This window comes from Flavobacterium sp. ALD4, assembly GCF_002836475.1.
Taxonomy (GTDB): domain Bacteria; phylum Bacteroidota; class Bacteroidia; order Flavobacteriales; family Flavobacteriaceae; genus Flavobacterium.
In genome coordinates this window covers 628,665-642,150 of record NZ_PJBJ01000030.1, presented here as the reverse complement: position 1 = coordinate 642,150, position 13,486 = coordinate 628,665, and the positions used below count along the sequence as shown (strand labels likewise).

General features: G+C 37.3%; 13 protein-coding genes and 1 tRNA gene. 9 read left to right on the top strand and 5 right to left on the bottom strand.

Annotated elements, in window-relative coordinates:
- The first annotated feature begins 14 nt into the window (after nt 1-14).
- The 6 genes from CXF59_RS11480 (at nt 15) to CXF59_RS11455 (ending at nt 6,262) form a co-directional block, all read left to right on the top strand.
- Nucleotides 15-1,127: an FAD-binding oxidoreductase gene (locus CXF59_RS11480; RefSeq protein WP_101137907.1), complete on the top strand. Its 1,113-nt coding sequence runs from the start codon at nt 15-17 to the stop codon at nt 1,125-1,127.
- Nucleotides 1,127-1,870: a monofunctional biosynthetic peptidoglycan transglycosylase gene (gene mtgA / locus CXF59_RS11475; protein ID WP_101137906.1), complete on the top strand. Its 744-nt coding sequence runs from the start codon at nt 1,127-1,129 to the stop codon at nt 1,868-1,870. Before CXF59_RS11480 ends, mtgA begins: the two co-directional genes overlap by 1 nt.
- Before the next feature lie 36 nt (nt 1,871-1,906).
- Nucleotides 1,907-2,818, top strand: a complete 912-nt coding sequence (locus tag CXF59_RS11470; protein ID WP_101137905.1) for a lipid A deacylase LpxR family protein — start codon at nt 1,907-1,909, stop codon at nt 2,816-2,818.
- A 93-nt stretch (nt 2,819-2,911) separates the two neighbouring features.
- A complete protein-coding gene (locus tag CXF59_RS11465; protein ID WP_101137904.1) occupies nt 2,912-3,748 on the top strand; it encodes an AraC family transcriptional regulator in 837 nt (278 codons plus the stop codon).
- A gap of 221 nt (nt 3,749-3,969) precedes the next feature.
- Nucleotides 3,970-5,472: an aldehyde dehydrogenase family protein gene (locus tag CXF59_RS11460; protein WP_101137903.1), complete on the top strand. Its 1,503-nt coding sequence runs from the start codon at nt 3,970-3,972 to the stop codon at nt 5,470-5,472.
- A gap of 289 nt (nt 5,473-5,761) precedes the next feature.
- Nucleotides 5,762-6,262 carry a GreA/GreB family elongation factor gene (locus tag CXF59_RS11455; RefSeq protein ID WP_101137902.1) on the top strand — a complete coding sequence of 167 codons (501 nt, stop codon included), beginning with the start codon at nt 5,762-5,764 and terminating at the stop codon, nt 6,260-6,262.
- Between the two features lie 183 nt (nt 6,263-6,445).
- On the opposite strand, the gene CXF59_RS11450 is transcribed toward CXF59_RS11455, so the two are convergent.
- Nucleotides 6,446-6,519: transfer RNA gene (locus CXF59_RS11450), tRNA-Ala, on the bottom strand.
- A 124-nt stretch (nt 6,520-6,643) separates the two neighbouring features.
- Between CXF59_RS11450 and CXF59_RS11445 the strand changes: the two genes are divergently transcribed.
- From CXF59_RS11445 to CXF59_RS11435, 3 genes are all read left to right on the top strand, one after another.
- Nucleotides 6,644-7,411, top strand: coding sequence for an enoyl-CoA hydratase/isomerase family protein (locus CXF59_RS11445; RefSeq protein ID WP_101137901.1), 768 nt, complete (start codon nt 6,644-6,646; stop codon nt 7,409-7,411).
- Nucleotides 7,412-7,626: 215 nt separating this feature from the next.
- A complete protein-coding gene (locus tag CXF59_RS11440; protein ID WP_016990127.1) occupies nt 7,627-8,079 on the top strand; it encodes a 6-carboxytetrahydropterin synthase in 453 nt (150 codons plus the stop codon).
- Between the two features lie 23 nt (nt 8,080-8,102).
- Nucleotides 8,103-8,861 carry a UDP-2,3-diacylglucosamine diphosphatase gene (locus tag CXF59_RS11435; protein ID WP_101137900.1) on the top strand — a complete coding sequence of 253 codons (759 nt, stop codon included), beginning with the start codon at nt 8,103-8,105 and terminating at the stop codon, nt 8,859-8,861.
- 176 nt (nt 8,862-9,037) lie between these two features.
- Here the strand turns inward: CXF59_RS11435 and CXF59_RS11430 are convergent, their stop codons facing one another.
- From CXF59_RS11430 to CXF59_RS11415, 4 genes are read right to left on the bottom strand one after another with little or no spacing between them, the layout of a single operon-like run.
- Nucleotides 9,038-10,306 carry an MFS transporter gene (locus tag CXF59_RS11430; RefSeq protein ID WP_101137899.1) on the bottom strand — a complete coding sequence of 423 codons (1,269 nt, stop codon included), beginning with the start codon at nt 10,304-10,306 and terminating at the stop codon, nt 9,038-9,040.
- Nucleotides 10,307-10,318: 12 nt separating this feature from the next.
- Complete coding sequence (recJ, locus tag CXF59_RS11425) at nt 10,319-12,007, bottom strand: single-stranded-DNA-specific exonuclease RecJ (protein WP_101137898.1); 1,689 nt, start codon at nt 12,005-12,007, stop codon at nt 10,319-10,321.
- Nucleotides 12,008-12,064: 57 nt separating this feature from the next.
- Nucleotides 12,065-12,418, bottom strand: coding sequence for a HopJ type III effector protein (locus CXF59_RS11420; RefSeq protein WP_101137897.1), 354 nt, complete (start codon nt 12,416-12,418; stop codon nt 12,065-12,067).
- Between the two features lie 12 nt (nt 12,419-12,430).
- Nucleotides 12,431-13,483, bottom strand: coding sequence for an NAD(P)/FAD-dependent oxidoreductase (locus CXF59_RS11415; RefSeq protein ID WP_101137896.1), 1,053 nt, complete (start codon nt 13,481-13,483; stop codon nt 12,431-12,433).
- Nucleotides 13,484-13,486 lie beyond the last annotated feature (3 nt).

Sequence of the window (13,486 nt, the reverse complement as noted above, 5' to 3'; positions counted from 1 at the left end):
TAAAAATTTTGCAGATGCAGCTAAGTTATTGGGAATTAAAAAATTGGTTTACAAAGGTGGATTTTACGGTAGTGGGTAGCGGAATTGTAGGGCTACATGCTGCTTTGCGCTTGCGCGAAAAACATCCGGAAAGTAAAATACTGGTGCTGGAAAAAGGAATGTTGCCACATGGGGCGAGCACTAAGAATGCTGGTTTTGCATGCTTTGGAAGTATTTCTGAAATTATTGATGACTTAAAATCCCATTCAGAGGAGGAAGTTTTTCAACTGGTTACAAAACGATGGGAAGGGCTGCGGATGTTGCGGAAACGCCTTGGAGATGAAGCCATAGATTTCAAGCCTTATGGAGGTTATGAATTGTTTTTAAAGGAAGATGAAAGCTGCTATACAGAATGTATGAATAAATTACCGTTCATAAATGAGATTCTAAAACCTCTTTTTCGATCGGATGTGTTTGTCAAAGAAATAGATCGTTTTGGTTTTAATGGGATTCGGGAACATTTAGTTTTCAATCCGTTTGAAGCTCAAATTGACACTGGAAATATGATGCAGGAGTTGCTGAAACAAGCGGTGTCCAGTAATATATTGATTTTAAATCAGCAGACAGTAACTTCTTTTGTAGATAAAGGAGCAGATGTTGAAGTTGTATTGAATGATTTTAGTTTCAGGTCAAAGAAAGTATTGTTTGCCACCAATGGTTTTGCAAATGGATTGACCGGGAGCGCAGTAAAACCGGCCAGAGCACAGGTATTAATCACAGAACCAATCGAAAATCTTGATGTCAAGGGGACTTTTCATCTGGATCGAGGCTATTATTATTTTAGAAATATTGGAGACCGAATATTATTAGGTGGTGGTAGGAATTTAGATTTTGATGCCGAAAACACAACGGAGTTTGCACAAACAGAAATTGTGCAAAATAAATTGGAGCAATTATTAAAAGAAGTAATATTGCCCAATCAAAAATATGAGATTGCTCATCGCTGGAGCGGAATCATGGGTATTGGTAACAGCAAGAACCCTATCGTTTCGCAATTGTCTGAAAATGTTTATTGTGGCGTAAGGCTTGGCGGAATGGGAGTAGCAATTGGAAGTTTAATAGGAACAGAATTAGCAGATTTAGTATAATGGCGACAAAAATAACGCAAAAGAAACCGATCAAGAAATCGGTAAAAAAAGAATCGAAAAGTTTTATGAGTACACTAAGTCGGTTTTTGTTTAAAATGGTATTATGGTTCTTTGGGGTCTCCTTGTTTTTTGTAGTGCTGTATAAATTTGTTCCCGTTCCGTTTACTCCTTTGATGGTGATACGGGGTATTGAAAATAGCGGTGACGGAGAAGAAAACTCATTCGGTCACGATTGGGAGCCTATCGAGAATATTTCTGTCAATTTACAGAAAGCTGTTATCGCCAGTGAAGACGGAAGCTTTCTTATTCATAACGGATTTGATTTCAAAGCAATGCAAAAAGCATACAAGAGCAATGAAAGAGGGCGAAAAATAAAAGGGGGAAGTACCATATCGCAACAAACGGCCAAAAATGTATTTCTATGGCAGGGACGCAGTTACTTCCGGAAAGGGTTAGAAGCCTATTTCACGGTTCTTATAGAATTCGTCTGGGGCAAGGAGCGCATCATGGAAGTGTACCTGAACAGTATCGAAATGGGGAATGGCGTGTATGGCGCTCAAGCAGCGGCAGAACATTGGTATAGAAAAGGTGCTAAGGATCTTACGCCCATTCAAGCTGCTGGAATAGCTGCAATTTTGCCCAATCCCAGAAGATTCACTGCAACCAGTTCGTCGTCGTATATCAATAATAGGAAAAGAAAAATTATGCGGGTGATGCGAACCGTTGGAAAAATTAAATATTAAAATGTGGTAAAAAAGACCTATATTATACTTCTGTTTATGACAACTACTTTTTTTTTAGGACAAAGTAGGACAAAAGAAATAGGACTGATAACAGATAATGATCTGTATACTTCCTCTAAGAACGACAAGTATTATACAAATGGTCTGAAAATTTTTTACCGATTTTTAGCAAAAAATGACAACGAGAAAGTAAATAAAAAAATTGTCGAGTTTAGAATTGGCCAATATATCTATAATCCGCAATTCATAAATAAGGGAGCTATAGCGGTAATTGACCGTCCTTTTGCAGGTTATCTTTTTGGGGCGGTAGAGAAAAGCTTTTTTCTTCAAAATGAATCAGTCTTTAAGGTTGGTGTTGAACTGGGTTTTTTGGGGTCTAATTCCTTTGCTGAAGAAACACAAAAAAGATTACATAAATTCCTCAGGTATAAATCAGTCTACGGTTGGGAGACCCAAGTTACAGAGGCAGTAGCGATACAAAGTCATTTTTTATATTCAAATAAACTACTTCCGGCACTAAATAATGATAAAATGGATTTTCATTTTCAATCAGAGGCTAATTTAGGGACGATTTTCACGGACGTATCCGTTGGTTTTATAACGCGGATTGGATTCAAAAAATTAGTTCCAGTTTATGATTCTAATTTATATGGAGCGTCGGTTACCAGAGAGCTTTGGAAATCAGAAAGCGAGTTTTATTTTTATATTGCCCCAAGTATAAAGTACCAAGTGTATGACGCCACAATAGAAGGAAGTCTTTTTAACAGTAATAGCCTTGTGACTTTTGATTTAATTCCTGTTCGTTTTAATGGAGAGGCCGGTTTCAAATACCGAAAAAGTAATCTTAATTTATCCTACGCCTTTGTGTACAGAAGTAAAGAATTGCACAATAATATCAATACGGGGTATTTTTATGGGTCCATATTGGTTTCCTATTTATTGAAATAACGTCGTGATACTGTAAACGGGATATATTTCAGTTAATTTTGCAACATAGAAGTCAAGCGAGTTTAGTATAATAATCCTCTTAAGAAGCGTGAAATGCCAATAGAAAACATACCGGAAATTTATAGTAAAGACAAGGAAGTTAATGAAGGTCTGCTAGTATATGATTTTAAAATGACCAATGATGTTGTAAAAAGCAAGGTCAATTTAAGTATGAATATGTTTAGTTTTTTGCAGGTGGGTAAAAAACAGGTGCATTTTGCAGATACTTCAATAGCCGTGAATAGCAAACAATCTTTACTTCTTAAAAAAGGAAATTGGCTTTGGACAGAATTACTAGACACCGAAGCTATTTATTATTGTAAACTCTTCTTTTTTTCTGAAAAAAAACTTACTGAATTTCTACAAAAGCATACCAAAAATAGTCTCCCTCATAAAGACGAGATTCCTTATTTCGTGATTGAAAATGACGATTATATTATAACCTTCTTAAATTCACTATCGGTTTTAAATACCGCCTCATCTGATTATTCCGAGAGGTTGCTTTTGGTAAAATTTGAAGAAATTATGCTGTACCTTCTATATAAATACGAACAAAAATTTGAGTTCTATTTGTATTCTTTAATCTCCAAAGAAGTTTCGCCGTTTAAAAATGTCGTCGAAAGCAATGTCCATTCTAACTTAAAACTGGAAGAAATTGCCTTCTTATGCAACATGAGTTTATCTACTTTTAAACGTCATTTTGTAGTAGAATACAATGAGGCGCCAGGTAAATGGCTGCAAGACAAGCGCTTGCAAAGAGCAAAAGATATTCTGCAGGAAGGTCAACTGAAGCCCTCAGATATTTATTTAGACATGGGCTATAACAATCTTTCCAATTTCAGTATAGCCTTTAAAAATAAATTCGGAAAAAGTCCAAAAGAAATTATTTAAAACACAAAAATAAAAACAAACATCTAATTATAAGTTAGTTATGTGTTTTTTTATACAGTTTTTATTTTTAACAAACAAACACTGGTCTTTTTTCATAAGTTTTTGACCCATATCAATAACTTGATAATTGAACTCTCGCCATATCTTTGCAGTGTAATTAAAACAAAGCGTTTTTGAAAAAGTAATTACACTTATATAATTTAAAAAAAAATAAATAAGATATGGCAAATGTAACTAAACCCGTTTTTAAAGATAGATACGACAATTTTATTGGCGGTAAATTTGTTGCTCCAGTTAAAGGGCAATATTTTGACAATCCTTCACCAGTCGATGGTAAAGTTTTTACTCAAGCTGCTCGTTCAACTCAAGAAGATATTGATCTTGCTCTAGACGCAGCACACGAAGCTTTTCCCTCTTGGAGCACAACTTCAGTGACAGAACGCAGTAATATGTTGTTAAAAATTGCGCAAGTAATGGAAGACAACTTAGAGTACTTAGCAACTTTAGAAACTATTGATAACGGTAAGCCAATCCGTGAATCAAGAGCAGCAGATATCCCTTATTGTATCGATCACTTCCGTTATTTTGCGGGTGTTATCCGTGCAGATGAAGGAAGCATATCTGAGCATGACAAAAACACCTTAAGCATCGTTTTACACGAGCCTATTGGAGTGGTTGGAGAAATCATTCCTTGGAACTTCCCAATGTTAATGCTAGCTTGGAAAATTGCTCCAGCTTTAGCAACAGGTTGTACTGCAGTTGTTAAACCAGCAGAACAGACTCCAACAAGTGTTATTATGTTGATGGAACTGATAGGTGATATTTTACCTGCAGGAGTATTAAATATTGTAACTGGTTTTGGTTCAGAAGCTGGACAAGCTTTAGCTACTTCAAAACGTATTGCTAAACTTTCGTTCACTGGTTCAACAGAAACAGGTCGTAAAGTGTACCACAACGCAGCAGAAAACATCATTCCTGTAACTATGGAATTAGGTGGAAAATCGCCAAACATTTTCTTCCCATCTGTAGCAGCTCAAGATGACAAATTCTTCAGCAAAGCTGTAGAAGGTGCGTTAATGTTCGCGCTTAATCAAGGAGAAATTTGTACAACTCCATCACGTATTTTGGTACATGAAGATATCGCTGATCTTTTCATTGAAAGAATGCAGGCTCGTTTAAAATTAATCAAAGCAGGAAACCCACTTGATCCAGAAACAATGATTGGTTCTCAAGTTTCTAAGGAACAATGCGATAAAATCCTTAACTATATCAATATTGGTAAAGAAGAAGGTGCGGTTGTATTAGCTGGTGGAGAAGCTGGTAATCATGAGGGTGATCTTTCTGGAGGATACTATGTCCAACCAACAGTATTGAAAGGAAATAACAAGATGCGCGTGTTCCAGGAAGAAATCTTTGGACCGGTTGTAGCTTTAACAACATTTAGTTCTACTGAAGAAGCTATTGCTATCGCAAACGACACGCCTTACGGATTAGGTGCAGGTGTTTGGTCTCGTGATGCTCACGAATTATTCCAAGTGCCACGTGCTATTCAAGCGGGTAGAGTTTGGGTAAACCAATACAATACGTATCCTGCTCACGCTCCTTTTGGTGGTGTTAAAGATTCAGGTTTTGGTCGTGAAAACCATAAAATGGCATTAGATCATTATCGTGTTGTAAAAAACATGCTAATCTCTTACGATAAAGAGCCAGTTGGATTCTTTTAATTGAAACTTAAATACAGTTTACAAAACCCCGGTGATGCCGGGGTTTTGTTGTTTTAATCAATAGTCTTAACTAAAGATTTTAATCGTATTTTATCATTAAAAAAGTATTTTAAGCCTTAGTGTTTTTAGATTACATTCCAAAAGGCGAAGTAGATTTAGACTAAGGGATAGCTGGATTACGTATCTTAGTAAATCGTTAGATACGTTTTTAATCGTGTTGGTCCTGTTGATCTAAAACACCGCCAATCAATAAAAAATCAATAAATTGGCTATTAAAAGAAAGTAAACCATGAGTAGAGGATTTGTAAAAGAAGATGATCAGGAAGAAATTCCTATTGTACCACCAAGGGCAGACTTACCGAAAGGTATAGTAAACTATGTTACTCAAACTGGTATCGACGAACTTTTGAACGAAAAGCAAGAATTGATTAACGAAAAAGAGAATATGGAAATTGCGGATGAAAATGAAAGGCGAATTGCATTGAATCATATAAATGCAAAATTACAATTGTTGAATAACCGAATCTCTACTGCTAAAATAGTCGATCTTAATACACAGCCAAATGATGAAATACGATTTGGTGCTTTGGTAACTCTAAAAATTGGGGGTAAAACAAAGCTTCAACAATATCAAATAGTAGGCGTAGATGAGGCTGATATTTCAAAAGGGAAGATCTCATTCATTTCTCCAATTGCTAGAATATTGATAAACAAAAAAGTGGGAGAGAGACCAGTACTAATATTGGCAAACGAAGATCGGATTTTTGAAATTATGGAGGTAGTCTATTAAGAGTTTTAAAGTAACTAATCATGTTATAAAAAGCAGCTGCCTTTTGCTTCAATAGCCTTGGATATCGAATATTCTTTACTGCTTTAAAAAGGAAATTGACTTTGTATAAAATTAATGAACACTCAGGTCAAATAAAATTAGGACAAAAAAAACTCAAGCCGTTTGACTTGAGTTTTTGTTTTGTGGAGAATACCGGATTCGAACCGGTCACCCCTTGCCTGCCAGGCAAGTACTCTAGCCAAATGAGCTAATCCCCCAAATCTAGCCGCAAATATAATATAATAAAGGTTTCAATTCACGTTTATAAAAAACAACTTTCAATTATTTTTAAAAAGAGTGGTTTCAGCTGAATATTTTTAACTTTACATAAAAACAGCTAAAATGGAACAAAAAAAATCAATGGGTTCATTAACCACGACAATCAATAACACAGTTGCTACGGTGCAATTCAGTCATCCGGCAAGTAATTCTTTTCCAAGGAAACTGTTAGACGGATTAACCGAAGAGTTGAGCCAATTGAGTGCAAATGCCGCTGTTTCTGTAATTATTTTACGAAGTGAAGGAACAGGAGCTTTTTGTGCTGGGGCGTCTTTTGATGAACTTTTAGCGGTATCTGATCTGGAGGAAGGAACGGAGTTTTTCTCCGGATTTGCAAATTTAATAAACGCCATGCGCAAGTGTTCTAAGATAATAGTGGGGCGCATCCACGGAAAAGCAGTAGGAGGTGGCGTAGGAATTGCTGCGGCCTGCGATTATGCTTTTGCGACCATTGAAAGCGCCATAAAACTTTCGGAACTTGCGATTGGGATTGGTCCATTTGTGATTGAACCTGCGGTAAGCCGAAAAATAGGTAAAACAGCAATGACAGATATGACGCTCGCAGCCACCGAATGGAAAAATACAGACTGGGCACATGATAAAGGACTTTACGCCAAAGTAGTGGAAAACCAGGTAGAATTAGATATTCACATCGCCCATTTTACTGAAAAGTTAGCCTCTTACAATCCGGAAGCCTTAGTGCAAATGAAGAAGATAATTTGGGAAGGAACAGAAGGCTGGGATACATTACTGCTGGAGAGAGCTGCTATTTCAGGAGAATTAGTGTTGTCTGATTTCACCAAAAACGCTCTGAATCAATTTAAAAAATAATAGAGAATAAGAAGTAATGCTCTTGTACAACAAGTAGATATTGCGGAAAAATTAAAAAATGCGACCGACAGCAGTTGCTAGATAGGAGTGACTATTGTTCCTTTGTTCCGTTTGTTGTTTTAATCGGATTTGCTTATTGGATGTATGCTTCTCTGAAAAAAAGACACAAAAACGGTTAATTTTTCACTAAATTTGCAACCAAAATTAAAACGGAAATGAGCAATATCAGAATTACAAAAAAATTTAGTTTCGAAACTGGTCATGCACTGTATGGGTATGATGGCAAATGTAAAAATGTTCACGGACATAGTTATAAATTGTCTGTAACCGTTATCGGGAGTCCTATCGAGAACCGTGACAATGTAAAGTTTGGAATGGTTATCGATTTTACCGACTTGAAGAAAATTGTAAAAGAAGAGATTGTAGATCAGTTTGATCACGCTACCGTTTTTAATGAAACCACTCCTCATGTAGAATTAGCACACGAATTAAAGAACCGAGGTCATCATGTTATTTTGGTAGATTACCAGCCTACAAGTGAAAATATGGTGATTGATTTTGCACAAAGAATAATAGCTAGGTTGCCTGCAGATATAAAGCTTTTCGCTTTAAAGTTACAAGAAACAGAGTCGTCTTTTGCCGAATGGTATGCCAGCGATAATTTGTAATTCAAAATTCATACTTTAGTTTCATGTATTTAGCCAACAATAAAAAAATATATTTTGCCTCCGATCAGCATTTTGGTGCGCCAACAGCAGCACTTAGTTTGCCAAGAGAAAAGCGATTCGTGGCATGGCTCGATGAGGTAAAAGGTGATGCTGAAGCTATTTTTCTAGTGGGCGATTTGTTTGATTTTTGGTTCGAATATAAAACCGTTGTACCTAAAGGATTTGTTCGCGTTTTAGGTAAAATAGCCGAAATTCGCGACAGCGGAATCCCAATCTATTTTTTCGTAGGAAATCATGATTTATGGATGGATGATTATTTTGAGAAAGAATTAAACATTCCAGTGTACTATGACAATCAAGAATATACTTTTGGAGATAAAACTTTTTTGATAGGCCACGGAGACGGAAAAGGTCCCGGAGATATGGGATATAAACGCATGAAAAAAGTATTTACAAATCCGTTTTCTAAATGGCTTTTTAGTTGGTTACATCCCGATATTGGAGTTCGTCTGGCGCAATACCTATCCGTAAAAAATAAATTGATTTCTGGTGATGAAGACATCACTTTTCTGGGAGAGGATAAGGAATGGCTAATTCTATATTCAAAGAGAAAATTGGAAACCAAACACTACAATTACCTCGTTTTTGGACACCGTCATCTACCTATGAAAGTTTCTGTTGGTGAAAATTCTGAATATGTAAATCTTGGCGACTGGATTACGTATTTCACTTATGGCGTTTTTGATGGGGAAAACTTCGAGATTAAAAAATACGGGAAGTAGTTTATTGGGATAAATACTATAAGAAAAGCCGGCAACGAATGTCAGGGTTCATTACCGACTTATTGATTTTTTAAACTTAATGAAGATTCTTCTTTTTTAGTTTCGCCAATGTCTTTTTTATAAATCTAGTTTTTGATAATATCTATATTTATGATTTGCTCAAAACCAAATAAAATTCACTCCTGATTTTCATGTTCCTCTAAATCTTTAGTAAGATCAAGTTTTCTGAACGTAGGGGAGATTATTCCGGTTGTTAACACAACAAAGAGCGTCATGCTTCCTCCAAAAACAACTGCCGTAACTGTTCCCATTAGTTTTGCTGTAAGCCCGCTTTCAAAAGCACCTAATTCGTTTGAAGAACCAACAAACATCGAGTTTACTGCCGAAACCCTCCCGCGCATGTGGTCAGGCGTTTTAAGTTGCAAGATGGTTTGACGTATCACCACCGAAATACCATCAAAGACACCGCTAAGGAATAAGGCTAATAGGGAAACCCAAAAAATGGTGGAAAGACCAAATACGATGATACAGATTCCAAAAGCAAAAATGGCGGATAATAATTTCATCCCTGCATTTTTGCTCAAGGGAACGTATGCCGTAATCAGCATGGTAATAAAAGCACCAACTGCCGGAGCAGCTCTGAGAAAGCCAAATCCTTCAGGTCCCACTTTCAGGATGTCTTGAGCAAAAATGGGTAACAGCGCTACCGCTCCTCCAAAAAGGACCGCCACCATATCTAATGTAATGGCGCCTAAAACGGTTTTGTTATTGAACACGAACTTTAGTCCTTCAGACAAACTTTGCATTACAGGTTCCCCTATTTTCGGATTCATAATCGGTTTTTTTTCAATTTGTGATAAAAAAAGCATCGCAAAAATGGAACAGGCAAAAACAGAACACATAGACCAGTGAACTCCAATCAACGTAATGGAGAAACCGGCCACTGCAGGTCCCGCCACTGAAGCTATTTGCCAAACGGAACTACTCCAGGTAGCCGCATTAGGATATACTTTCTTTGGAACCAATAGTGCTAAAAAAGAAAAAATAGTGGGGCCTAAAAAAGCCCTCACTAATCCTCCCAGAAAAACTAAGAAATAAATGGAATACAAAATCGTTTTAGTGGCGTAATCCTGCACGACCGCAGGCCAAGTCAATAGAAAAAGGCCGAAACTAACAACCGAAAAAGCCAAAATGCATTTTAGCAACAGCCCTTTCTTTTCCTTTTGGTCTACAATGTGACCAGCAAACAAAGCCATCGATACGGCGGGGATCACTTCCATCAAGCCGATAAGACCTAATGAAAGCGGGTCTTTGGTTATGCTGTACACCTGCCATTCGATTACGATAAACTGCATAGACCAGGCGAAAACCATCGCAAAACGCAACAATAAAAAAGTATTGAATTCTTTGTAACGTAAAGCTGCGTATGGATCTTTCTTTGTCATTTTTTAGGCTAATTATCTGATATTTTTTAATCTTAATTGGATCGAAATTTTCCCATTCCATTCGTTTTCGTCGATGCAGTACACGGCTTCAAATGCTTTTTGATTCGTGGTTAAATCAATTTTATTTCCTAATCCAAATCCTATGGCAGGAATTCCTTCGGAATTATTTTGTTTTACAAACAGTTTCAAATGCTCATCTTCGGCACCCAGTTTCTTTGCATATCCCGTATCTTTTACGTTCTTCGTCAAAAATACCGGCGTCATGTTTTGCGGTCCAAAAGGTTCAAATTGTTTTAAAATTCGGGTAAGTTTAGGGGTGATGTCCGCAAAATCTATTTCGGCATCAATCTCTATTTCAGGAATCAACATATCCGGATGAATCGTTTCCTGCACTTGTTTTTCAAAGGCTTCTTTAAAAATGGAATAATTCTCTTCTTTTAATGTCATTCCGGCGGCATACATATGTCCTCCAAATTGCTCTAAATGTTGCGAGCAGGCTTCGAGTGCATTATAGATGTCAAAACCTTTGACTGATCGTGCGGAAGCTGCATATTTATCACCACTTTTTGTAAAAACTAGGGTAGGGCGATAGTGGGTTTCAATCAATCGGGAAGCGACAATTCCAATTACGCCTTTGTGCCAGTTTTCCTGATAGACAACTGAGGTAAAGCGGTCTTTTTCTTCGTTTACTTCAATTTGTAATAGTGCTTCTTTAGTAATTTGCTTGTCTAAATCTTTGCGATCTGAATTATATTGTTCTATTTCTGAAGCAAATTGCTGTGCTTGTTCAAAATCAAATTCCGTTAATAATTCTACGGCATGATTACCATGTTTGATGCGTCCCGCGGCATTAATTCTTGGTGCGATGATAAAAACAACATCGGTAATATCTAAGGTTTGTTTTTTGACTTGATGAACTAAAGCTTTGATACCCGGTCTTGGATCGCTATTAATCACTTGCAAACCAAAGTAGGCGAGTACGCGGTTTTCTCCAGTCATCGGAACGATATCAGCGGCTATTGCAGCGGCAACTAAATCGAGATAAGAGGTTAAATCTGCTACCGTCTGTCCTTGGTTTAATCCTAATGCCTGAATTAATTTAAACCCTATTCCACATCCGCACAATTCATCATAAGGATAGCTGCAGTCGTCTCTTTTGGGATCCAAAATGGCAACAGCTTCGGGTAGGTCTTTTCCAGGTCTGTGGTGATCACAGATGATAAAATCGATATTTCGTTCTTTGGCGTACCGCACATGATCGATTGATTTTATACCGCAATCTAAGGCAATTATCAGGGACATGCCATTGTTATCAGCAAAGTCAATCCCTTTAAAAGAAATCCCATATCCCTCATCGTAGCGATCTGGAATATAGGTGGCAACATTAGGATAATAGGTTTTTAAGTAGGACGACACTAGCGAGACAGCGGTCGTTCCATCGACATCATAATCACCAAAAACCATAATGTTTTCGTGATTTTCGATGGCTAATTCAATGCGAGCCACCGCTTTTTCCATATCTTTCATCAGGTACGGATCGTGCAAGTGGTCTAATGACGGACGAAAGAAGTTCTTAGCGTCTTCGAAAGTTTCAATCCCGCGCTGTACTAATAAGGTAGCCACAAAATCCTCCACATTTAAGGCTTGCGCCAAATGCTTGATTTTATCTTCGGAAGGTTTTGGTTTAATAGTCCAACGCATGTTGATTTTTGATTTGAGGTTTCGTGTTCAAAAATTAAATATCGTTTATCATAATTATTAAATAGTCTTCTTCAATTCTAAAGCTTCACCATAAAATGCAATTCCGTCCCAACCAGTTTTCATGAAGTTGCGAATGTTTTGGTGACTCGTTCCTTCCGGATCACCTAAAACGTCTTCTTGATAATAAGCGCCAAAACAAGATAATGTTGCTGTTTCAGACAAGTTTTGAAATTCGGCGAAAGCGAATAATTTACAAGAACCAGAGTTTTCTCCCGCTGCATTGTGGAGTATTCCGTTTTCAAATGCCGTTGGAGAAAAAGTATAATTTTCTTCAATCACCGCGATGGTTTCTAGGAATGTGATGTTTTGTGGAGTTTGTTTTAATTTTTCTAAAAAAGAGTTCAGATTCATATCCTTAGTTTGTTAAAATTGGGAGGCAATATTTTTAGCTGCAACTACCGCTCCCTCCATGTATCCTGGATTTGCTGAGGCGGTCTCTGAACCTGAAATATATAATTTACCGTTTAATAATGGTTTTTTATAGTCGGGATGTCCGTTGTTTTCATGTCCCATGAGCAGTTGCTCGTACGGGAAAAAGGTGAGTGGTTCGTCGCGCCATACTTTTTCGTGATATTCCACGTAATTTGCGGCTTCAGTACCGAAAAGTTTTGTTAGCTGAAGGATTACTTTCGCTTTTCGTTCTTCTTCTGACAGGGTATGGGTACCGCCGTTCAGAAAACCTTTTAATGCATATCCTTTGTTGTCGGAAGTATTGTGATCATACATTTCCTGAATGATGCTGGCCTGACTGAATAGCGTTCCGGAATAATTGAGTTCTCTCCAAAATGGGCTTGCATATTCCATTGCAAATTTTATGGATTCGCCCATCCAAGTATGCGTTTTCCGCGCTAATTGCTGAATAGAATCAGGTAAAATTGGCTCGAATGTTATAGTTTGAATTAACAAATGCGGAGGTAAAGTGCTGATGACTGTAGCGCCTATATATACTATTCCGTCAGAATCTGTAACCTCCAAGTGGTTATCAACTTCTTTTATGGCAGTTACTTTAGTTTGTAGTTGGATATTTTGAATACCAACTCCGGCAACTAATTTTTGAATTAATGTGGCCGTTCCACCGACTATTCGATAAGAGGGCTCTTCGGCATCTGAAATTTCAAATTTTTGCGGAGGCACAAAGGACATGGTTTCAAAAAAAGAGATGCCTTGGGTGTGTTGCTTAAAATAAGCTATTTTGAGTTCGTTTAACAAGGCAATAAGATGCTGATGCGGTTTACTGAACCATGTTGCTCCCATTTCCATTGTTGCCCCAGTTGTACCGGTTATCGTTTCTATGCGGCCACCAATGCGAGTGTCGGCTTCAAATATAATAACTTCAAGCCCTTTTTTTTGTAATAAATAAGCGATCATTAAACCCGATAGACCGGCACCGACAATGATAATTTTTGTATTATTCATGCG